The organism is Amycolatopsis nigrescens CSC17Ta-90 (assembly GCF_000384315.1).
GTDB classification, from domain to species: domain Bacteria; phylum Actinomycetota; class Actinomycetes; order Mycobacteriales; family Pseudonocardiaceae; genus Amycolatopsis; species Amycolatopsis nigrescens.
Genome location: NZ_ARVW01000001.1, coordinates 675,584 through 698,227, shown reverse-complemented (window position 1 = coordinate 698,227; position 22,644 = coordinate 675,584). Strand labels below are relative to the sequence as shown.

The window sequence follows — 22,644 nt, the reverse complement described above, 5'->3', positions numbered from 1 at the left end:
ACCACTACTAGGCGCCGGCGAGGATCGCGGTCACCGCCCGGTGGACGTCGCCGGTTTTCGGTGGGGCGCCGGTCCGGTCGGCGAACAGCAGGTGCGCGGTCCCGATCAGGGTGGGCGCGAGCGTGTCCACGTCGGCGTCGGCCGCGATACGGCCGAGGTCGCGCTCGGCGGTGAGGTAGCGGGCGATCATGGTCACGGCTTCGGTCAGCACAGGGACGCCGGCTGGCCAGGTTTCGCGTAGCCGGGCGCGCAGCTCGTCCCGGAAGGTGATCAGTGCGACGATCGCCACCGCGACCGAGGAGAACAGGGCGGTCACCGCGTCGGTGAGGTTGCCGGCGACGGTGCCGGTCCCGGCGGACTCGCGCAGGGCCGCAGCCTGGGGGTCGATCCGGTCGACGCTGTCGAGCACGAACTCGGCGAGGAAGGCGTCGAAGTCGGCGAAATGCCGGTGCAGCACACCTTTCGCGCAACCTGCCTCGACGGTGACCGCACGGCTGGTCAGCGCGCTCGGGCCGTCTCGGAGCAGGATGCGTTCGGCGGCGCCGAACAGCTGCTTGCGGGCGTCGCGGATGTGTATGCCGGTCGGCACCGTGCTCGTCCTCCTCGCTCGTTGCCCTAATGGGCACATGCCCACTAAGGTGGGCGCATGCCCACTATACCGCCGGAGCAAGCGAATCCCGGCCGCCCCGAGTCCCACCAGGCCAGGCAGATAGCGGAGTCGTTCGGGGTGGACGCCGAACGCTACGACCGGGCCCGGCCCCGTTATCCCGACGAGCTGGTGGCGCGGATCGTCACCGCCAGTCCCGGCCGCCACCTGCTGGACGTCGGCTGCGGCACCGGCATCGCGGCCCGGCAGTTCCAGGCGGCCGGGTGCACGGTGCTTGGCGTCGAGCCCGACGCGCGGATGGCCGAGTTCGCGCGGCGCAGCGGGGTCGAGGCCGAGGTGGCGACCTTCGAGGCATGGGATCCGGCCGGCCGGGAGTACGACGCGGTTGTCGCCGGGCAGTCCTGGCACTGGGTGGACCCGGTCGCGGGCCCGGCCAAGGCGGCGCTGGTGCTGCGGCCCGGTGGCAGGCTGGTGGTGTTCGCGCACGTTTTCGACCCACCGCCCCCGGTGGCGGCAGCGTTCGCGGAGGTCTACCGGCGGGTGGTGCCCGATTCGCCGTTCGACCCCCAGGCGGCGGGCAATATCGCTGACGTGTACCAGGCGATGTTCGCCAAGGTCGGCGATGGCATCAGGGAGGCCGGCGGGTTCGGCGAGCCGGAGCAGTGGCGGTTCGACTGGGAGCGGCCCTACACCCGGGACGAGTGGCTGGACCTGTTGCCCACCCAAGGGGGGCTCACCCGGCTCTCGCCGGATCAGCTGGCGGAGGTGCTGGCCGATGTCGGGGCCGCGGTGGACGCGATGGGCGGCGGCTTCACGATGCACTACACCACGCTGGCGGTCGCCGCGGCACGCTCCTAGCTTCTGCTAGGCTCTGCCACGACATCTCACCAGGGGTACGCCTCGCCAATCAGCTTCCTCGTGTCCGATGACGCCGGGAAGGTGGGAGTCACAAACCATATCCTGACAAGGGTTCGCAATGGTTGTGACTTTTCGGCGGGCAAATCCGTCCTCTGCGCGGCGGCCGTGGCTCGTGCTCGGCATCCTCTGCATCGGCTTCTTCATGGCGCTGCTGGACGGCGCGATCATCAACATCGCCATCCCGACCCTGATCGGTGGCCTCGACGCCTCCTACGACCAGGTGCTCTGGATCATCGACGCCTACCTGCTCGTCTTCTCGGTGCTGCTGATCACCACCGGGCGGCTCGGGGATCTGTTCGGGTACAAGCGTCTCTTCCTGATCGGCACCTCGGTTTTCACCGTCGCGTCCGTCCTTTGTGGTCTCTCGGAATCGCCGGCGCAGCTGCTCGGCGCGCGGGTGCTCCAGGGGGTGGGCGGGGCGATCCTCTTCCCGCAGGTGATCTCGTCGATCGTGGCCATCTTCCCGCCGCAGCAGCGTGGCCGGGCCTTCGGCGTGTTCGGCGCGATCGTGGGTCTGGCACCGATGCTGGGCCCGATCGCCGGCGGTTTCCTGCTCGCGCACCTCAGCTGGCGCTGGATCTTCTTCGTCAACGTGCCGGTGGGCGTGCTCACCGTGGTACTGGCCGCGGTGTACGTCCCCGCCCTGCGTCCGGTGCGCGGGCACCGGCTCGACCTGATCGGCGTGGCACTGGTGACGGCGGGGCTTGGCGGTGTCGTCTTCGGCCTGATCGAGGGCGAGCGCTACCACTGGGGCACGATCAGCGGGCCGGTCAGCATCACGTCGATCATCGCCGCCGGTGGCCTGCTCCTGGTGCTTTTCGTTGCCTGGCAGCGTTTCCAGCGTGGTGAGCCGCTGGTTCCGGTGCGGCTGTTCACCGCCGGGCGCGACTTCTCGGCCGGCAACTGGGTCGGCTTCCTCTTCCAGTTCGGCATGATCGGCATCGGACTGGTGCTCGTCCTCTACCTGCAGACGGCGCGCGGATACTCGCCGTTGCAGGCGGCACTGGTGCTGCTGCCCAGCGCCGTGCTCACCGCGGTCGGCTCGGCCGTCGCCGGCCGGTTGTCCGACCGGATCGGCGGCAAGTTCGTCCTGCTGGCCGGCCTGGCCATGCTGGCGCTCGGCCTGGTGGTCCTGGTCGCGCTGGCGCGCGCGGATTCCGGGGTGTGGGCGCTGCTGCCCGGCCTGCTGATCATCGGCCTCGCCGGTGGCGCGACCTTCGCCCCACTGCAACAGGTCACGATGGCAGGCGTCGAGCCGGATCTCGCCGGTGCCGCCTCCGGGGTCGCCAGCACCACCCGGCAGGTCGGTGGAGTGCTCGGCACCGCGGTGCTGGGCGCCGTCCTGTCCGGCAGCATGGGCTCGGCCCTCTCCGGCGAACTGGCCGAGCGCGCGAACCAGTTGCCGGAGGGGCTGCGTTCGCGGTTCGCCGAGACCGGGGGACACCGGTTCAGCCCGCCGCCGGCGCCGGCAGGTTTGTCCACTTCGGACACCGAACTGTTCGAGCGGGTCGGGCAGGAGGCGTTCACGGCAGGATATGTGACCGCGATGCAGGTGACGCTGCTCGTCTCGGCCGGGGTGCTGGTGGCGGCCGCGCTTTTCTGCCTGGTGTTCAGGAGTGCCGGTCGAAGCCGAGCAGCCCGGTGAGGACGGCGAGCTGCTCGGCGTAGTGGCGCACGAAATCGGGGGAGCGGGGATCGGCCTGGCAGACGCCTTCGATGACGTGCGGAAGGGTGGTGGTCGCCATCGCGGCGGCCATCAGCATGACCATCAGGCAGGCCGGGTCCACCTCGGCGGGCAGCCGGCCCGCCGTCTGCAGCGCGCGGATCTCGTCGATGCTGTCCTGCAGCCGCTCCGCGCGGGGCGCGTGGTCGGGATCGGATTCCGGGCCCGTGTACTCCAAGCCGCCCCACGCCAGCAGCCGGACCCCGTCCGGGTTGTTCAGCGCCTCCAGCGCGTACCGGCGGATCTGCTCGGACAGCGGCATGCCCTGGGACACCAGCTCGCTTTCCCGCTGCCGCCAGCTTTCGGAAAGGGCCTGGTAGAGACCTTCCTTGCCGCCGAAGTAGTAGGAGATCAGCTGCTGGTTGACCCCGGCCCTGGTCGCGATCGCGGCGATCCGGCCACCCGCGTACCCGTGCGCGGCGAACTCGGCCGCCGCCGCGTCCAGGATCAGCTTGCGGGTGCGGTCCGGATCGCGCTGCCGCTCCTGCGGCTGGGGCGACCGGCGGGGCTTCGACGTGGGCACGGCACGACCATACAGGTACCTGACAGTGCCAACCGGCTGATCCAGTTAATCAAACAAACAGTTGACACAGTAATGTGAACGCTTGATTATGGGACTGGTGGAACGACGACAGGAGTCCCAGACCATGACCGAACCGCGCGATCAGCAGACCGCCGTCCTCATCGCGGGAGGCGGCGTCACCGGCTTGTCCACGGCGCTTTTCCTTGCCCGGCAAGGAATCCGCCCGATACTGGTGGAACGGCACCCGTCCACGGCGATCGTGCCGCAGGCCAGGGCGTTCAACCCGCGCTCGATGGAGATCTACCGCGCCCTCGGGCTGGAAGAGGAGATCCGGGGGCGCCAGTCGATGCTGGTCGACTTCCCGGAGATGATCGGCGCGGACACCCTGGCCGGCGAGGAGCGGTTCCGGCTCGACGTGCTCACCCACCTCCGGCCGCCGGAGACCCTGAGCCCGGCCGACTGGGCACTGACCGACCAGGACGAGCTGGAGCGCATCCTGCGTGCCCACGCCGAGCGCGGCGGCGCCGACGTGCGGTTCGGCACCGAACTCGTCTCGTTCGACACCAGCGATGCCGAGGGCGTGACGGCGATCTTGCGCGAACTGGACAGCGGTGCCGAATACCGCGTGCGGGCGGACTACCTGATCGCCGCGGACGGCCACCGCGCGGGCATCCGCGGCCGGCTCGGCATCGGCGCGGACGGGCCCGGCGTGCTCAGCGAGGTGGTGAACTTCGTCTTCGACGCGGACCTCACCGCGGTGCTGGGTGACCGCCGGTTCCTGCTCGCCTATCTCGACCAGCCGGTGACGGGCACGGCGCTGGTGCCGCTGCGGGAGTTCGGCCGGTGGATGCTCGGCGTGCCCCGGCACCCGGAACTGGGCACGAGCGTGGACGACGTCACCGAGCGGCGCTGCGCCGAACTGGCCAGGGCAGCGGTCGGCGACCCTGATCTCGAGCTGACCCTGGTGCCCCCGGTTCCCGGGTGGCCGCAGAAGGTTTCCGGCACCAGGATCGGCGGGTGGGTCGCGGACCGGTACCGGGCCGGGCGGGTGTTCTTCGCCGGCGACGCGGCGCACGTCGTACCGCCTTCGGGGTCCTACGGCGCGAACACCGGGATCGCGGACGCGCACAACCTGGCCTGGAAACTCGCCGCCGTGCTCAACGGCCAAGCGGGACAAGCACTTCTGGACACCTACGAAGACGAGCGCCGCCCGGTCGCGCAAACCACGCTGGAGACCGCGATGCGACTGCTCCACGACCGCCACCAAGGCACCGGTGACGACGTCACGAAAGTCGACGACCTCGCGATGATCTTCGGCTACCGGTACCACTCCGCGGCGGTCAGCACCGAAACCTCCGTCCCGGACGGGCCGGTCGAAGACCCGCGCACGCCCACCGGCCGCCCGGGGCTGCGTGCTCCGCACGTCTGGCTGGACCGGGCTGGGACCAGGCTTTCCACCCTCGACCTGTGCACCGGAGCCTGCACCTTGCTGGCGGGCCCGGCCGGCGGGGCATGGGCCGCGGCGGCGGAAAAGGCGGCGGCAGACGGCATCGAGCTGAACTTCCACCGCGTTGGCGCCGAACTGCGCGACCCGGAAAATCGGTTCCTGGACGCGTATGGAATCGGGAAGACGGGCGCGACGCTGATCCGGCCGGACGGGTTCGTCGCCTGGCGCGCCGCCGAACTGCCGGCACAACCGGAGCACGAGCTGCGGCAGGCGCTGACCCGCCTGCTCGCCTTGCCGCACCGGTAACCTGCCTCGGGCGGTGCAGGTGCGGGAACTGGGGAGGGTCAGTGGCAGGCGATCGCGACGTCCTGCTCGCCACGGTGGCAGCGCGGGTGCAGCCGTACCTCACCGCCGGGGACGCCGCCGGCATCGTGGGGCCGGACGCGCTGGTGGACGCCATGCGGCTGGTCGAGTCCACTGCGGGCGCTGCCGGTGACCCCGGGGGCCAGGCGGATCTCCAGGTGCTGGCCACGGTCGGCTGGCTGCACTGGGCGCGGTGTCACGCCCTCCCACCGGAGGTGGTGCAGCCCGATTACGAGACCGCTCTGGTGCTGTTCGCGGCGGTGCATCCCGGTGCACCGCAAGCCGTACCGGACCAGCTCCGCACGTTGCTGGACGAGGCGATAGCGGAAGCGGTGGAGGCGGGGGAGTCAGGGGAGTTGCTGTCGCCCGGGCCGCCGGAACGGGTCTACGCGCCGCAGGTCTGCACTTTCGCCCTGCACGTCGCCGACGACGCGCTGCTCGCCGCCGCCGTCGACCTGTCCCGCGCCGCCGCGGCGGCCACCACGCAGGACCCGCCGGACCACGCGATGATGTTGTCCAATCTGGGGTTGCTGCTGCGCACCCGGTACGAGCGGGGCGGTAACCCTGCCGATCTGGCCGAGGCGCTGGAGATCAACCGGGCCGCCGTCGCGGCGGTCACCCCGGAGCACCCCGAGCGTGCGTTGTTCCTGAACAACCTCGGCATCGTGCTGCAGAGCCGGTTCGAGCTCGGCGGTGACCCGGCCGAGCTGGCCGAGGCCATCGAGGCGTGCCGCACGGGGGTGACGGTGGCTTCGGGCGACGACCCGAACCTCGGCATGTTCCGGTCCAACTTGGGCAACGCGCTGCGGACCTGGTTCGCGCGCACCGGCGAGACGGCCGCGCTGGCCGAGGCCATCGAAACGCTGCGCGGCGCGGTGGCCCTCACCCCCGAGCAGCACCCGAACCTCGGGATGTACCTGGTCAACCTGAGCAGCGCGCTGCGCAGCCGGTTCGACCACACCGGCGAGCTTGCTTCGCTCACCGAAGCGGTTTCAGTGGCACGTGCGGCCGTGGCGGCGGTTCCCGACGGGCACCCGAGCCTGGGCCTGTGCCTGTCCGCGCTCGGCAGCACGGTGCGGCTCCGCGGGGAACGCGCGGATTCGCCGGCAGATCTCGACGAGGCCGTCGAGGCGGGGCGCGCCGCCGTGGCCGCGACCCCGCCGGAGCACGCGCATCGCCTGGCACGGCTGTCCGAGCTCGGCAACGCGCTGCAAACCCGTTTCGGCCGGACCCACGCCCGCGGCGACCTCGACGAGGTCATCGAGCTGACGCGGGCCGTGGTCGATGCGGCACCCCAGGGGCACCCGGAACTGGCGACCTGGCTGTCCAACCTCGGCCTGGCGCTGCGGTCCAGGTTCGACGGGACGGGTGCGATCGCCGACCTCACCGACGCGGTGGAGACGTTGCGCGCCGCGGTCCGCGCCGGCCCGCCGGGCCATCCCAGCCGCGCGGTCCCGCTGGCCAACCTGAGCGCCGCGCTGCGGATGCGTTTCGAGCGCACGGATTCATTGCCGGACCTCGCCGAAGCGATCGACATGGCGCGGGCCGCGATCGACGCGGCACACCCGAACAGCCCGGACCTGCCAGGCTGGCTGTCCACCCTGGGGCTCGCGTTGCACGCCAGGTTCGACCGGACCGGCGTGCCGGCGGACCTCACCGAGGCGGTGGACGTGCTGCGGGCCGCGGTGGACGCCATCCCGGCCGACCATCCGCGCCGCGGCGGGGTGCTGTCCAACCTCGGCAGCGCCTTGCGGGCCCGGTTCGACCGGACGGGTTCGGTCGCCGACCTCACCGACGGTGTCGCCGCACTGCGCGCGGCCGCGGCGGCCATCCCGGCGGACCATCCGGACCGCGTGATCCCGTTGTCCAACCTCGGGTTCGCGCTCACCGAGCGATTCCGCCGGACCGGGATGCTGGCCGACGTCACCGAGGCCGTGGACGTGTTGCGGGTGGCCGTCGGCGGCACCCCGGAGGACGATCCGGACCGCTCCGGCAGGCTGTGCAACCTCGGGCTCGCCTTGCACGCCAGGTTCGACCGGACCGGAGTGCTGGCCGATCTCACCGAGTCCGTCGAGGTCCAGCGGGCGGCAGTGGCAGGCGACCCGGCTGATCACCCGGAACGCGCGGGACGGCTGTCCAACCTGGGCAACGTCCTGCAGACCCGGTTCGACCACACCGGCTCGCCCGCCGACCTCACCGATTCGATCGAGGTCACCCGCGTCGCGGTCGAGGTCACCCCGCCGGACCACCCGGACCGCGCGGCCCGGCTGTCCAACCTCGGCAACGGGCTCCAGCTCAGGTTCCGCCGGACCGGCGCGCTGGCCGATCTCACCGAGGCCGTGGAGGTGCTGCGGGCCGCGCTCGACGGCATCCCGGCGGATCACCCGGTCCGCGCCGGCGTGCAGTCCAACCTCGGCAACGCGCTGCACACCCGGTTCGACCGGATGAACGGACAGGGCGGGGACAGCGGTGAGGTCGGTGAGATCGCAGACGTGACCGAGGCGATCGACCTGGGGCGGGCCGCCGTCACCGCGGTCGCCGACGACCACCCCAACCGGGCCATGTACCTGTCCAACCTCGCCGTCGCGCTGCGGGTGCGGTTCGGCGTGACGCACGCGGCGGCCGACCTGGACGAAAGCATCGCCGCCCTGCGCGCCTCGCTGGCCGCCACCGCCGACGACCATCCGGACCGCGCTCTCCGCTCGTACAACCTCGGCACCACCCTCAAAGTGCGGCACGATCGCGACGGCGAGCCCGCTGGCCTTGCCGAGGCGGTGGCGGCGATGCGATCCGTGGCCGGAACCGTGGCCGCGTCGCGTCAGCTGCGGGCCCGTGCCGGAACCCGGTGGGGGAACTGGGCCGGGCGGCAGCGGGACTGGCCCTCCGCGGCGGCCGGGTTCGCGGCAGCGGTCGAGCTGCTGCCGCAGGTGGCCTGGCACGGGCTGGACCGGGCGAACCGCGAGGAACAGCTGCGGGAATGGCAGGGGCTCGCGTCCTCCGCCGCGGCCTGCGCGTTGTCCGCCGGGCAGCCGGAGCGGGCGGTGGAGGTGCTGGAGCAGGGCCGGTCCGTGCTGTGGGCGCAGACGCTGCAGACCCGGGACGACTTCTCGCTGTTGCGGGACACCGACCCGGCACTGCACGAGCGGCTGACATCACTGGCCGCTGAACTGGACGCCGACGCGCCCGAGACGCCACCGGGCGCACGGGCTGGTGGAAACCGTGCTGACCAGCGGATGAAGCTGGCCGACGAATGGGACCAGCTGCTCGACGCGGCCCGCGCCCTGCCCGGCCTGGAGTACTTCCTGCGCCGGCCACCGTTGCCGGTCCTGCAACGGGGACTGCCGGAAGAGCCGGTCGTGATCGTCAACGTGTCGCCCTACCGGTGCGACGCCCTGCTGGTCGGCCGCGACTCGCTCACCACGGTGGAACTGCCCGCGCTGTCCATGGCCGAGGCCACCGCCCGCGCCGACGACTACCTCGAAGCGCTGACCACGCTCAGCGGCTTCAGCCTGCCGCCGAGCCGGGCCGACGCGGAACGGATCGTGCACGCCACCCTGGAATGGTTGTGGGACACCATTTCCGCGCCCGTGCTCGAGCACATCGGACACCACGCGCCGCCGGCGCCAGGCCGGGCCTTGCCCCGGATCTGGTGGTGCCCCACCGGTCCGCTAACCGTGCTTCCGTTGCACGCGGCGGGTTATCACCGCCCCGGCGACCGGTCCGCCGGCCGCGCCGTGCTCGACTGCGTGGTGTCCTCCTACACGCCCACCCTGGACGCGCTGGCCCGCGCCGGCAGGCCCGCAGCCGCGCGCGACGGTGACGGTGACCGGATGCTGCTGGTCGCCATGCCGAGCACTCCCACTCCCGCCGGGTTCCCCCGCATGTCGGACCTGCCCGGAGCCCGCCGCGAGGTGGACATCGTCCGGGACCGCTTCGGCCGCAACACCGTGCGCATCGGTGCGGAGGCGACCAAGCGCGCGGTCCTCGCCGACCTGCCGGGGCATCCCTGCGTGCACTTCTCCTGTCACGGCGGCCAGCACCTGGACCAGCCTTCGGCCGGCGCGCTGTACCTGCACGACGGCCCGCTCACCGTGCTGGACATCGCCGGACTGCGGCTGGCTCGCGCCGAACTGGCCTTCCTGTCCGCGTGCCAGACCGCCATCGGGGGCGTCGAACTGCTCGACGAGTCCATTCACCTCGCCGCCGCGCTGCAGCTGGCCGGCTACCGGCACGTGATCGGCACCTTGTGGACCATCGCCGACCAACCGGCCCCGGAAGTCGCCGGCCAGGTATACGCCGCCCTGCACGTCGATGACCGCCTCGACCTGACCGACACCGCGCGGGCGCTGCACAACGCAGTCCGCCGCCTTCGCGACGACTATCCGGACAACCCGATGATGTGGGCGCCCTACTTGCACGCGGGTCCTTGAGAGACCGTCTGAAATGCCGCCGTGAACTGCGAGACTTGCACCGTGGAACTCGCGGTGCGAGTTCTCAGATGAGCACCGACGACGCACTCCCTACCGCGGAGGAGAAATGAGCACTGAGCGGTCAGCTTTGGTAGCGCGGGTTGGTGGCGTGCCATTCGAAGCCGCCGCCCATCCACGCCTGGAGCCCCCGCATGAACTGCTGCAGCTGCGGGGAGGGCACGGCCTGCAGTTCCCGGTGCCCTGCCTCGAAATCGCGCACCAGGTCGTTGTGCAGGGCCACGGTGACCTCGGTGGCCTCTTCGAGCGAGCAGTCCCGGTCGGCCGCGATCTGCAGCACCATGTTGCAGACCGGTTTCTCGTCCGCGGCGTCCTTGGTCACCGAGTGCAGGTCGTTGACCATCACGGAGGCGGTGCCGGCCTGCATCATGGCGCGACGGACCCGCGGGTCGTAGTACAGGTGCGCGGGCAGCTCGTAGCCGCCGACGACGTCCACCAGCGTCATGGAGGTGTAGAAGCTGTCGTGCTGGCGGGCGGCGAGATATTCCCACGCGGGCGGGTACTGGCCGGTGTGCCGCCACGCGGCGTAGGCGTCCCAGGTGACGAACATGGCGAAGGTCGAGTAGCAGACGCGCTGGCTCTGCACTGGCGTGCCGTGCCGGAGAAGGTGCTCGATGCCGGAGTTCAGCGAGACCAGGATCGGGTCTGCCCGCAGGGCTTCGTCGAGCTGGCCGGAGAACTCGCCCGCGGGCGCGACCGGGTCCATGGCTGCCATCACCAGGGCCAGCCGCGGCGGCAGCTGGGTGGGGGCGGCGCCCAGCTCGCTGTCGTCGGCGTAGTAGTCGTCGGCGGCCCACCAGGCCGCGTTCAGCTGGGCCGCGATCAGCAGCAGGTCCGGGTCTTCGGTGTCCGGGTGGGCCAGCATGACCAGCCGCCCGAACCCGGCGCCGGCGATCTGGTCGAGCCCCTCGCCGGTGAAGCCGCAGTCCTGCGCCCACTGGACCAGCCGACGGTCCACCTCCTCGGCGAGGGCATCGTTGACCCGCTCCGGCAACGGGCAGTAGAGCGGGGAGAACGTCCCGTTGCCCCAGGGCCGGTGCACGTACCCCGGGCCGTGGCCGGCGGTCCTGGTCAGCCGCGCAGCCGCGGTGCCCAGCCCGGACGGGCCGGCGCGGAAGGCCGGGGCCAGTGCGGTCCCGTTGCCGGCCGGCATGGCACACCCGTGCACCGGAGGCGGTACTGGCAGCACGTCCACGGGGGGACCGGAGTCGATCATCGCGCTTCCTCTCCTCGTTCCGGGTAGAGCGTGCTCAGACGCGGTCGGCGGCGATCAGCAGGTAGTGGAAGCTGCCCTCGCGGTAGGCGGTGAGGAAGGGGTCCTCGATCCCGGTGGCCACGTTGGACTTGGCGCGCAGCTCCCAGTAGGGGATCGTGGCCGCGGTGAGGTCGACCACGTTGATGGGCACGAAACCGTTGGCGGCCAACGCTTTGAAGTACTCGCTGCGGGCGTGGATATTGCAGATGTAGTGCTGGTCGATCTGGCTGACCGCCCTCGACCGGCCCCCGGTGAGGTCGTTGTAGCAGCCGGTGATGGTGACGTAGCGCCCGCCGGGGGCCAGCTGCCTGGCGTGCTCGGCGAACAGCTGGTGCAGGTCCACGTACATGGTGCTTTCGTTGTTCCAGGCGCCCTTGAACGCGCCCGTCTCGAACCCGGTGTCCAGCATGTTGCGCAGGTGGTAACGCACCCGGTCGGACACCCCGCGGCGGCGCGCCTGCTCGTTGGCGAACGCGACCTGTTCCTCCGAAATGGACACTCCGTCGACCTGGCAGCCGAACCGCAGGTTGGCCATGATGCTGCTGCCGCCCCGGCCGCAGCCCGCGTCGAGCAGCCGGTCTCCCGGCGCGATGTCGCCGAGGTGGTCGAGCAGCACGTTCGCCTGCGCGGTCTCGAGCCGGTGCATCTCGGCGATGATCGCGTCGTCCCTGGTCTCCGCCGGGCCGTCGAGCACCGCGGGGTCGTAGTCGCCGATCCCGTAGTGGTGGTGGTAGAGCCCGTCGACGTCGCCGAGCCGGAGGTTGACCGGGTCCTTCTCGTTGTTCCAGTAGTTCGCGACCGAGCGCTGGTACGGGGTGCGCAGCACCGGCCGGTCGGTGACGTCGGATGCCGGGTGGGTGATGGCCATTCGTGAGCTCCTTCGGGTCGTTCGGTGTGCACCGGCGGTTCAGTTGTCGTGGTGGATCAGTCGGGCCATCGCCTCGAGCCCGGCCGTCGCGGGCCCGCCGGCCGGCAGCCGGCGCAGCGCTTCTGCCAGCAAATAGCCGGCTTTTTGCCGGTCACTGGCGCGGTAGAGCGAGCCGAGGCGCGCCCCGAACAGCCGCAGCTCGTCCACCTGCCGCGGACTGCCGCCGCCGGCGGACGCCCCGAGCACGCAGGCGCACTCGAACAGCGCCCCGGCGGGGTTTTCCAGGGGACGCCCGGTGCCGTGCGGCGCCGGCAGGTCCTGGAGCGCCGCGGCGAGCGTCCGCGCCTCAGAGGACTCAGCGGAGGAGGCCAGCACGTCGAAGGCCAGCGCCTGCAACGCACTGCCGGTCAGCAGTGCCTCCCCGATGTCGAAGGCCTGCCACACCGCCGGGCGGTGACGGCGGGTTGGCGCGCCGTCGATCACGTCGGCGTGCATCAGGACGAAGTTGTGCGCCAGCTCGACGGCGACCGCGGCGGGCAGCGCGTCCACCGCCGAACCGCCGGCGGCTTCGGCGCAGAGCAGCGTCAGTGCCGGGCGGATCGCTTTCCCAGCACGGCCCGGTCCGCCATGCCAGCCGAGGTGGTAGCCGGCGATCCGCCGTGCCTGTTCCGGCAGCCTGTCCACAGCGGCTCGCAGTGCGGGCAGCACGGCCGCTTTTCCGTCGGCCAGCACTTCGCGTCCGTCCGGCCGGTGCGCGGCCCTGGTGGCGAGCTCGTTCATGTCAGCGGCCGATCTCCACGTCGTCCAGCACGCCGAGCGCGTCGGGGACCAGTACGGCGGCGGAGAAGTAGGTGCTGACCAGGTAGGACCGCACGGCCTTGTGGTCGATGCCGATCTGCCGGACGTTCAGGCCGGGGCGGTACTCGTCCGGCAGGCCGAGCTGGTGCAGGCCGATCACGCCGTGGTCCTCGACCCCGGTGCGCATGGCCAGTACCGAGCTGGTGCCGGTGGCGCTGATCGGGATCTTGTCGCAGGGCAGCAGCGGGACCCCGCGCCACGCGGTCACCCGCGCGCCGTCGACCTCGATCGGGTCCGGGTAGAGGCCCCGGCTGCTGCACTGCCGGCCGAAGGCGGCGATCGTGCGGGGGTGGGCGAGGAAGAACCGGGTCTTGCGCCGCCGGGTCAGCAGGTCGTCCAGGTCGTCCGGGGTGGGCGGCCCAGTCCGGCTGTGCACCCGTTGCGCCGGCACGATGTTGTGCAGGAGACCGAAGTCGTGGTTGTTGACGAGCTCGTTCTCCTGGCGTTCGCGGAGTGCTTCGATGGTGAGCCGGAGTTACTGCTCGGTCTGGTCCATCGGCTGGTTGTAGAGGTCGGAAACCCTGGTGTGCACGCGCAGCACGGTCTGCGCCACGCTCAGCTGGTACTCCCGCGGCGAGACCTCGTAGTCCACGAACGTGCTGGGCAGCCTGGCTTCCCCTTCATGCCCCGCCGCCAGATCGATGGCGGCTTCGCCGTGCTTGTTCGACGCCGGCCGCGGTGCCGCCAGTGCCTGCTCCAGGTGCGTGCGCAACGCCTCGGAGCGGGCGGCCAGCTCTTCGACCGCGCGGCGGGGCAGGGAGAGCACCGTGCAGGGCGTCACCGCCGTGACGGTGAACTCCGAGATGCTGTCCGCTTCGCCCAGCACCCGGTCGCCGAAGTAGTCGCCGCCGCCGAGCACGCCCAGCGCGGTGGGCGTGCCGTACTCGCCGACGCCGGTCTTGCGGGCCTTGCCGTGCGCGATCAGTACCACCTCGTCGGCCCGGTGGCCGAACTCGGTCAGCACCGCGCCGGGGTGGTATTCGCGCAGGGTGAACCGGGTGGCCAGCGCCGCCAGCACGGTCTCGTCCTCGCAGCCGCGCAACAGCGGCAGCTCGCGCAGCTCCCGCGGCACCACCTGGATGTCGGGACCGGTGCCGGTGAACGTCACCCGCCCGTCACCCACGGTGTAGGCCAGCCGCCGGTTCACCCGGTAGGTGCCGCCGGCGGCGTGCACCCACGGCAGCTTGCGGAGCAGCCAACGCGGGGAGATGCCCTGCATCTGCGGTTCGGACTTGGTCGTGGTCGCCAGGTTCCTGGCCGCCCTGGTGTTCAGGCTCTGCTGTGCTGGGGGCCCGCCGTTGGTCTGAAGATCCGGCTCGGTCGCGGTCACCTTGCATCCGCCAATCTACGGCTCGTCTATCTACTGTGGACAGTGTTAGTTCTCGCGGCCGATCTCGACGTTCTCCAGCATGCCGAGCGCGTCCGGGACGAGAACCGCCGCGGAGTAGTAGGCGCTGACCAGGTAGGACATGATCGCCTGCTCGCTGATGCCCATGAACCGCACGTTCAGCCCTGGCTCGTACTCGTCCGGCAGCCCGGTCTGGCGCAGCCCGACCACGCCCTGCTTCGACTCACCGGTCCGCATCAGCAGGATGGAGCTGGTCCTGGTCTCGCTGATCCCGATCTTGTTGCAGGGGAAGATCGGCACGCCCCGCCAGGACGGGAAGTGGTGGCCGTTGACGTCCACGCTGTGCGGGTACACGCCGAGCCGGTTGCACTCCCGGCCGAACGCGGCGATGGCGCGCGGGTGGGCGAGGAAGAACGACGGCTCCTTCCACACCAGTGCCAGCAGCTCGTCGAAGTCGTCCGGGGTTGGCGGCCCGCCGCGGGTGTGGATGCGCTGCGAGAAGTCGGCGTTGTGCAGCAGGCCGAAGTCGTGGTTGTTGACGAGCTCGTTCTCCTGGCGTTCGCGGAGTGCTTCGATGGTGAGGCGGAGCTGCTGCTCGGTCTGGTCCATCGGCTCGTTGTAGAGATCGGCCACCCTGGTGTGCACGCGCAGCACGGTCTGCGCCACGCTCAGCTCGTACTCCCGCGGCGAACCCTCGTAGTCCACGAACGTGCCGGGCAGCACGGCTTCCCCTTCGTGCCCGGACGCCAGTTCGATTTCCGCCTCACCCGAGGTGTTCTGCGCCTTCTGCGGGTCGGCGATGAAGCGCTCCACATGCGCGCGGAGCGTGTCGGACCGGTCCACCATCGCTTCGAAGTCGTCCTGGGTCAGCGCGAGCACTGTGCACGGGGTGACCGCTTTGACGGTGAAGGTCCAGAAGTCATCGGACTCGACCACGGCCTGTGAACTGAAGTGGTCGCCGTCGGCCAGCACGCGCAGCACGGTCTGGGACCCGTACTCGCCGTTCCCGATCTTGTTCGCCTTGCCGTGCGCGATGAGGAAGATCCGGTCGGCGGGGGTGTCCCGTTCGATGATCACGTCGCCCGGCTGGTACTCCTGCTGCACGAACCGGTCCGCCAGCGCCGACAGCACCTCTTCGTCGTCGAACCCCCGCAGCAGCGCCAGCTCCTGCAGTTCCTGCGGGATGACCCGCACCTCCGCGCCGACGTTGGTGAAGGTCACCCGGCCGTCGCCGACGGTGTAGGCCAGCCTGCGGTTCACCCGGTACGCGCCGCCGGACGCCTCCACCCAGGGCAGCAGGCGCAGCAGCCACCTCGAGGAGATGCCCTGCATCTGCGGTTCGGACTTGGTCGTGGTCGCCAGATTCCTCGCCGCGGCGGTGTTCAGGCTCTGCGGCCGGTCGCCGCCATTACCGCCGTTACCGTTTACTTCTGGTTCCACCGATTCCGCGACGGACAAGACGGGCCACCAATCTGTGCAGAACTGAAATGGGTAGGATAAAGCGAATTGCGCTAAAGGGGCAGGTTGCCGCTTTGCCGGGGCCTGCCGGCTGTCGAGTGCTTTACGAAATGGGACACTAGCACGCGTCGGGCGGCCCTCCTAGTCACCTGGAAGTGCCATATGAACGAGCGGAATCCGGTGCGGAAATGATCATTGAATCCCGGGTCGCGGAGGCACGCACGGTAGAACGTTAATATGTTTATTCACCCGATTATCGACTGGGTGGTAGGCGTTACTCCGATCCAGTGGCTGCCGGACGGGGATGTGGGCACAGTGCGTCTCGACGGTCTACCGACTTGGCCCATCGACATTCCGCTTTCTGGTCATGTCGCTGGGGGAGGCCCGTGCTCGTGGGTCGGCGGCCTCGGCCGAGCGGGCCTGCGGTCCGGGTAGACCGGTTCGTGTCGGAAATTCGGGGATGGCGTGGCCGAACGTGACCGAATGTTTCCAACCATCCCACGAAGGTGTGGAGACGGTGTCGCGCAATTGTGATCATGATCGAGGGCAGTGCATAGTCCTCCCTGCCGCGAGCCGGTCGCGGCGGATAAACCTTCTGAGAAGGGAATTTATAGTGCGCAAGACTATTTTCACCGTGCTGTCGGCGGCTGCGCTCAGCCTGGGCGCGGCAGGGGGAACGGCGCTGCTGACCGCCTCTCCGGCGCAGGCGGACACCGCCGCTTGTATCGATACGCTCTTGTATTACGGCGCTGAGAACACCGTGGGCAACGTGGTCTGTCAGTTGACCGAGGCCGCGGGCGACACCGCGGTACCGGGCTACGCGGGCCTGCCGTGCAACGTCGCGATGAACGTCGTGGTGGGCCTGCCGCCGGAACAGGCCGAGGAGGCCTGCGCGGCGGCGGTCGCCCCGACCGACTAGCTCTATTCCAGGTATGCCCGGACACCGAGCCGAACTCTCGGTGTCCGGGCATACTTCTGTCCATTGTGGATGGCTTCGGGTCGCCGCCGTCGTGCGGGCGCGGCATCGGCTGGCACGCGAACTAGACTTGATCACGTCCAGTTCGGAAGGTGCGGCCGGTGAAGGGGTGACCTCGGTGAGTTCGGCGACTTCGATGTCCGCCCAGAGCGGCGCCCTGCCGGTCGAGGTGACCAGTTACGTTGGCCGCGCCAAGGAGGCCGCGCAGGCGAGGCGGCTGCTCAAGCCGGGCCGGCTGCTGACCTTCACCGGCGCCGGCGGGGTGGGCAAGACCAGGCTGGCGATCAGGGTGGCGGCGGATGCCGGACGGCGGTCGCAGGACGACGTGGTGTTCGTCCGGCTGGCCGAGCTGCGGGATGCCGAGCTGCTGGCCGGCACGGTGGCCGAGGCGCTGGGGCTGCGCGACCAGTCCGGCCGGGCGCCGGTGGACGTGGTGGTCGGCCACCTGCGGAACCGTCGGATGCTGCTGTTCCTGGACAACTGCGAGCACCTGGTCGGCGGCTGCGCGAGGTTCGTGGAGGCGGTGCTGGCCGGCTGCCCCGAGGTGTCGGTCCTGGTCACCAGCAGGCAGTCGATCGGCGTGGACGGCGAGCAGGTGCTGCCCGTGCCGCCGCTGGACGTCCCGGTCCCCGAGCAGGTGCGTTCGGCCGATGAGCTGGCGAGGTACGACTCGGCGCGGTTGTTCGCCGACCGCGCGCGCTCGCTGGTCTCGTCGTTCGCCATCACCGAGGACAACTTCGCCGACCTGGCGCGGTTGTGCCGGCTGCTGGAGGGCCTGCCGCTGGCGATCGAGCTGGCGGCGGTGCGGCTGCGGTCGCTGTCGCTGCCGCAAGTGGCCGAACGCCTCGCCGACCGGCTCGCGCTGCTGACCGGGGGCAGCCGGGTCGCGCCCGAGCGGCAGCAGACGCTGCGAGCCACCCTCGAATGGAGTTACGAGCTCTGCAGCGAGTCCGAGCGGCTGATGTGGGCGTGGGTTTCGGTGTTCTCCGGCGCCTTCGACCTGGCGGCGGCGGAGCAGGTCTGCGGGGGAGCCGGGATCGACCCGGACGCGGTGCTCGGCCTGATCGACGGCCTGCTGGACAAGTCCGTGCTGATCCGCGAAGAGCAGGGGCACGAGGTCCGCTACCGGATGCTGGAGACGCTGCGGGAGTACGGCCTCGACCGGCTCGCCGAGGCCGGTGACCGGCTGCGGGCCGGGCGGCTGCACCGGGACTGGTACGCCGGGGTGGCCGAGCGCTTCCCGGCCGGGCGGATCGGCCTCGACCAGGTGGCCATGATGGTGGCGCTGCGGCACGACTACCCCAACATCCGCGTCGCGCTGGACTTCTGCTTCACCGAGCCGGGCGAAGCCGCGACCGGGGTGCGCATGGTCGCCGCCATCGTCGACTTCTGGTCGTTCACCGGCCTGTTCACCGAGCTGCGGGTCTGGATGGACCGCGCGCTGGACGTGCTGCCCGAGCAGGCGCCCGAGCGGGCGACCGCGCTGCGGATCAAGGGCTGGACGGCGCTGTTCCAGGGCGATGGCGAGGTGGTCGCGGAGGCGTTCACCGCGGCGGCCGAACTGCTGGAGCGCCGGCCCGACGACGTGGAGTCGGCCTACGTCGCCAGCGGCTGGGCCGTGGCCGCGGTGTTCAGCGGCCGGCCCGCCGCGGCCATCGCGCCTTCGGGTGGGGCAATGGCCGGTTTCCGCGCGCACGGGGTCATCCGCGGTGAGCTGGTCGCGGCCATCGCGCACGGGATAGCGGTCGGGCTCATCGAGGACTACCAGCGCGGCCGCGAGGTGCTGAGTGAGACCATTTCGCGCTGTGTCCGGGACGGCGAGCTCCAGTGGCGGGCCTGGGCCCAGTGCTGCCTGGCGTTCCTCGACATGAAGGCCGTCCGGGACGCCGAGCTGGCCGACAGGATCGGCACCGAGGCGCTGCGGAATGCCCATCTGGTCGGCACGCTGGAGGTCCAGGCGTTCACCACGGAGGTGCTCGCCTCGGTCGCCGGGTACCGGGGTGATCACCCGCGCGCGGCCAAGCTGCTTGGCGTGGCCGACCGCGGCTGGACCACGATGGGCTCGGCGCCCGCCGCCTATGTGCCGCTGTCCGAGCTGCGCGAGGAGTACGCCGCGAGCACCAGGCAGGCGCTGGGCGACGCCGCGTTCGAGGCGGCCTTCGCCGAAGGCCGGGCGCTGAACCCGGACGTGGCGCTGCGCTACGCACTCGGTGAAGTCGAGCCGGCCGCCGCTCCCGCTGGTGTGCTCACCGCCCGTCAGACCGAGATCGCCGAACTGGTCGCCGCCGGACTGACCAGCCGGGAGATCGCCGAGCGCCTGGTGATCTCCCCGCGCACCGCCGAGACGCACGTGGACCACATCCTGACCAAACTGGGTTTTCGCACCCGCGCCCAGATCGCCGCCTGGGTCGCCGGCCGCGCCCGCTGATCGGGTCAGCCCGTCGCGGTGAACACGGTGGGGAACCCCGCCGCGGTCAGCGGTGGCTGCCGGGCGGGCAGGGTGATGACGATCGTGTCGCCGGCCCGCCGCCAGCGCAGCGGACGGCCATCGCCACCGTGCCCGTCGAGCAGGTGCACCCGGGCGCCGTCGGCGATCGGCAGGTCGGCCGGCACGGTCAGCTCTTCGCCGGGCCAGGTGTTGCCGATGATGTTGAACGTCCTCCCGGTGACGGTGTAGCGCAGCTCGCCGTCCTCGGCCCGCCGCCACGGCACCGAACCGAAGACCGCCCGCCCGTTGACTTCCAGCCACCGGCCGATCGCGAGCAGCCGATCGCGTTGCCAGTCCGGGATCGTGCCGTCCGCGCGGGGACCGATGTTGAGCAGCAGGTTGCCGTTCTTCGCGACGATGTCCACCAGCAGCCGCACCAGTAGCTGCGGCGACTTGATCTGGTACGTCGGGTCCATGTAGCCCCAGGACCGGCTCATGGTCAGGCACGCCTCCCAGGGCTCGGGGCGCAGCACATAGCCGAGTTTATCGCCTTCGACCGAGTCGATGTCCGCGTGCGAGGCGATGAACCGGTCGTTCACCAGCACGCCCTTGTGCCGCTGCTCGGCGCGGTTGTAGTAGTGGGCGAGGATTTCGTCGCTGCGCCAGTCCCACACCGGTGGCCGGAAGATGTGGCCGGCGCCGAAGTCGTGGCTGCCGTGCCCGTCGCCCCACAGGATGTCCGGGTCGTAGCGGTCGATCAGGGTGCGCAGGTGGACGTGTTCGTACTCGGCCACGTAGTCGGTGACCGGCCGGTATCCGGTGTAGGGCACCGGCGCGCCGGTGTACGGGTTGCGGGGCGCGGTGCCGAGCGCCGGGTTGTAGAACTCGCCGAGCGAGTAGTAGAGGCCGCGCTTGAGGCGGGTCCGCCTCGCCGCCAGGAACAGTTCGCCGACGAGGTCGCGGTGCGGCCCGAACCGGACCGAGTGCCGGTCGGACGCGCTGTTCGGGAAGAGCTGGAAACCGTCGTGGTGCTTCGAGGTGAGCACGAAGTAGCCGGCTCCGGCGCGCTCGAACAGCCGCACCCAGTCGTCCGGGTCGTACCGCTCGGCGGTGAAGCGGGGGATGAAGTCGTCATAGCCGAAGTCCTCGCCGTAGGTACGCCGGTGATGCTCGTGCAGGCCGCCCTTGGCGGTCGCGTTCATCCCGTAGAGGTACCACTCGGAACTCCAGGAGTCGTCACCCCAAGCCGGCACCGCGTATGGGCCCCAGTGGACGAAGACGCCGAACTTGGCCCGCGGGTACCACCCCGGCAGTGGATGTTTCCGCAGTGAATCGGGGGTCGGCAGGTACGGGCCGGTGCCGGCGGCGGCACCGGTCCCGCCCAGCAACGTGCCTCCCGCCGCGACCGCGGTACCGATGAGCAGGCTCCTCCGGCTCAATCCCATGACCAAGCTCCCAGGATCAGACATCCGATGTCGTCGGATGGGCGTTGGCGGCGCATCAGCAAAAATAGGGCAGATTCGCGCTGTTGACCAGAGTCGATCGGGTGAGTATGCAAGATAGATCTGATGAATACAGCTTTCGGAGGTATGCGATGAAGCGCTCCCTTGCCCGGCGGGACTTCCTGGTCGCCGGTGGGCTGACCGCGGCCGGGCTGGCCGCCGGCACGGCGCCGGCGATCGCGGGCGAGGGAACCGCGCCGCCACGCCGCGGGCTGGACTGGCTGATGGACATGGTGCACTCCAACCCCGGCGAGCCCGCCACCGAATCGGCGTACAACGACCCGGCGAAACTGGCTTCGTACGGCTACAACGCGCAGGTGGTCAACGAGTTCAAGCCGCCGCACACCGCGATCACCTTCGACGGGTTCGACGAGCGGATCTTCCCCGCCGGGTCGGCGGCCAGGGACTGGGTGCTGCGCAACGCCGAGGAGATCGACGCCCGGATCCGCCGTATCCACGCGGCCGGCCTGCGCGCGCTGTACTTCACCGACCTCATCGTGCTGCCGAAGCGGCTGGTCGAGCTGTACGCCGACCAGATCCTGGACGACCAGGGCCGGATCAGCCTCGACCGGCCGATGACCAGGCAGCTGCACCGGATCATGTTCGCCGAGGTGTTCGCCCGGTTCCCCGGGCTGGACGGGCTGGTGATCCGGCACGGCGAGACGTACCTGTCGAACGTGCCGCACCACGTCGGCAACAACCCGATCACCCGTGGCGCGGAAAGTCACCTGATCCTGCTGGACATCCTGCGCGACGAGGTCTGCGTGAAACGCGGCAAGCTGCTGTTCTACCGGACCTGGTCGATGGACGGCTTCCACACCGACCCGCGCTACTACCTGGACGTGACCGACCGGGTGGAGCCGCACCCGAAGCTGCTCTTTTCGGTCAAGCACACCGAGGGCGACTACTGGCGCACCAAGGCTTTCAACCCGACCTTGACCATCGGACGGCACCAGCAGATCGTCGAAGTGCAGTGCCAGCGCGAGTACGAGGGCAAGGGCGCGCACCCGAACTACGTCGGGGACGGCGTGCTCAACGGGTTCGAGGAGTACGCCGGCGCCACCGGCCCGAAGGGGCTGGCCGACATCCGCGACCACCCGAACTTCCGCGGCGTGTGGACCTGGTCCCGTGGCGGCGGTTGGCGCGGCCCCTACCTCCGCAACGAGTTCTGGTGCGACCTCAACCTGTCCGTGCTGAGCGCGTGGGCTCGCGACCCCCGGCGCGACGAGCGGCAGATCTTCGAGGAGTACGGCAGGCGGATCGGCCTGTCCCGGCCGGATCGCGCCAGGTTCCGGGAACTGGCGCTGGCTTCGGCTGCCGGGGTGCTGCGCGGACACTACAGCAAGGTGTTCGAGCTGCGGCGGCTGACCTGGACCCGCGACCAGTTCCTCGGCGGCTCGGACAAGGACCTGACCGCCGACTTCCAGCGCGTGTACGACGCCGGGTTGGTGGCGGAAGTGTTGCGGGAGAAGGCAGACGCGGTGTCCATTTGGGAACGCGCCGACCGCGTCGCCGGCCGGATCCGGCCACGCGACCGCGCGGACCGCGAATACCTGCGCGTGTCCACCCGCTATGGCCTGCTACTGCACCGGATCATCCAGCACGGCTGGGCCGTGATGCTCACCGGGTTCGTCGGCGAGCGCACCGGCAAGCCCGACACCGCGACGATCGCGGCGCACCTGCGCGGGTATGACGCAGCCTGGGCCGACTACCGCCGCCTGGCCGAGGAAAACCCTTCCTGCGCAACGCTTTATCTGCCGCAGTCGTTCGGGCCGCGTAATCCTGACGGTACTTATGACGCGGACCCTGATCACGGGATGCGCCAGTCTGTGGATCGGTATCGACCTTTGGTTTTCACGCTTTAGGCTGTTGTTTTCTTGGTA

Annotated in this window: 14 protein-coding genes and 1 pseudogene; 7 read left to right on the top strand and 8 right to left on the bottom strand. The window is 70.5% G+C overall.

Translation table 11 applies throughout. The annotated features are described in order from the left end of the window. Positions 1-7: 7 nt before the first annotated feature. Complete coding sequence (locus tag AMYNI_RS0103235; protein ID WP_020666533.1) at positions 8-589, bottom strand: TetR/AcrR family transcriptional regulator; 582 nt, start codon at positions 587-589, stop codon at positions 8-10. A 120-nt stretch (positions 590-709) separates the two neighbouring features. On the opposite strand from AMYNI_RS0103235, the gene AMYNI_RS0103230 reads away from it, so the two are divergent. Both AMYNI_RS0103230 and AMYNI_RS43500 read left to right on the top strand, forming a co-directional pair. Then, complete coding sequence (locus AMYNI_RS0103230) at positions 710-1,465, top strand: class I SAM-dependent methyltransferase (RefSeq protein WP_211225566.1); 756 nt, start codon at positions 710-712, stop codon at positions 1,463-1,465. A 118-nt stretch (positions 1,466-1,583) separates the two neighbouring features. Beyond that, positions 1,584-3,170, top strand: coding sequence for a DHA2 family efflux MFS transporter permease subunit (locus AMYNI_RS43500; RefSeq protein WP_063713752.1), 1,587 nt, complete (start codon positions 1,584-1,586; stop codon positions 3,168-3,170). Here AMYNI_RS43500 and AMYNI_RS0103220 read toward each other — a convergent pair. After that, on the bottom strand, positions 3,136-3,771 hold the full coding sequence (locus tag AMYNI_RS0103220; RefSeq protein WP_020666530.1) for a TetR/AcrR family transcriptional regulator: 636 nt from the start codon (positions 3,769-3,771) through the stop codon (positions 3,136-3,138). The genes AMYNI_RS43500 and AMYNI_RS0103220 overlap by 35 nt on opposite strands. Before the next feature lie 124 nt (positions 3,772-3,895). On the opposite strand from AMYNI_RS0103220, the gene AMYNI_RS0103215 reads away from it, so the two are divergent. Together AMYNI_RS0103215 and AMYNI_RS46995 are read left to right on the top strand one after the other, a co-directional pair. Continuing rightward, positions 3,896-5,524: an FAD-dependent oxidoreductase gene (locus tag AMYNI_RS0103215; RefSeq protein ID WP_020666529.1), complete on the top strand. Its 1,629-nt coding sequence runs from the start codon at positions 3,896-3,898 to the stop codon at positions 5,522-5,524. A gap of 41 nt (positions 5,525-5,565) precedes the next feature. After that, positions 5,566-10,011 (top strand): CHAT domain-containing protein, encoded by a 4,446-nt coding sequence (locus tag AMYNI_RS46995; RefSeq protein ID WP_020666528.1) that lies wholly within the window; start codon positions 5,566-5,568, stop codon positions 10,009-10,011. A gap of 121 nt (positions 10,012-10,132) precedes the next feature. Here the strand turns inward: AMYNI_RS46995 and AMYNI_RS0103205 are convergent, their stop codons facing one another. The 5 genes and pseudogenes from AMYNI_RS0103205 to AMYNI_RS0103185 form a co-directional block, all read right to left on the bottom strand. Next, complete coding sequence (locus tag AMYNI_RS0103205; protein WP_040406453.1) at positions 10,133-11,221, bottom strand: family 2 encapsulin nanocompartment cargo protein terpene cyclase; 1,089 nt, start codon at positions 11,219-11,221, stop codon at positions 10,133-10,135. A 97-nt stretch (positions 11,222-11,318) separates the two neighbouring features. Continuing rightward, positions 11,319-12,191, bottom strand: a complete 873-nt coding sequence (locus AMYNI_RS0103200) for a geranyl diphosphate 2-C-methyltransferase (RefSeq protein WP_020666526.1) — start codon at positions 12,189-12,191, stop codon at positions 11,319-11,321. 39 nt (positions 12,192-12,230) lie between these two features. After that, positions 12,231-12,971, bottom strand: coding sequence for a polyprenyl synthetase family protein (locus AMYNI_RS49730; RefSeq protein WP_020666525.1), 741 nt, complete (start codon positions 12,969-12,971; stop codon positions 12,231-12,233). A gap of 1 nt (position 12,972) precedes the next feature. Continuing rightward, a pseudogene (locus tag AMYNI_RS43485) lies at positions 12,973-14,379 on the bottom strand (family 2B encapsulin nanocompartment shell protein). Positions 14,380-14,424: 45 nt separating this feature from the next. Beyond that, entirely contained in the window at positions 14,425-15,837 is a 1,413-nt protein-coding gene (locus AMYNI_RS0103185; protein ID WP_051116447.1) for a family 2B encapsulin nanocompartment shell protein, read from the bottom strand. Between the two features lie 631 nt (positions 15,838-16,468). Between AMYNI_RS0103185 and AMYNI_RS0103180 the strand changes: the two genes are divergently transcribed. Next, entirely contained in the window at positions 16,469-16,774 is a 306-nt protein-coding gene (locus AMYNI_RS0103180) for a hypothetical protein (RefSeq protein ID WP_020666521.1), read from the top strand. Positions 16,775-16,949: 175 nt separating this feature from the next. Further along, a complete protein-coding gene (locus tag AMYNI_RS0103175) occupies positions 16,950-19,259 on the top strand; it encodes an ATP-binding protein (protein WP_245573860.1) in 2,310 nt (769 codons plus the stop codon). A gap of 5 nt (positions 19,260-19,264) precedes the next feature. Here the strand turns inward: AMYNI_RS0103175 and AMYNI_RS43480 are convergent, their stop codons facing one another. Continuing rightward, positions 19,265-20,704: an alpha-L-fucosidase gene (locus AMYNI_RS43480; protein ID WP_020666519.1), complete on the bottom strand. Its 1,440-nt coding sequence runs from the start codon at positions 20,702-20,704 to the stop codon at positions 19,265-19,267. Between the two features lie 149 nt (positions 20,705-20,853). Here AMYNI_RS43480 and AMYNI_RS0103165 point away from each other — a divergent pair, with 149 nt between their 5' ends. Then, on the top strand, positions 20,854-22,626 hold the full coding sequence (locus tag AMYNI_RS0103165) for a P-loop NTPase family protein (protein WP_020666518.1): 1,773 nt from the start codon (positions 20,854-20,856) through the stop codon (positions 22,624-22,626). Positions 22,627-22,644 lie beyond the last annotated feature (18 nt).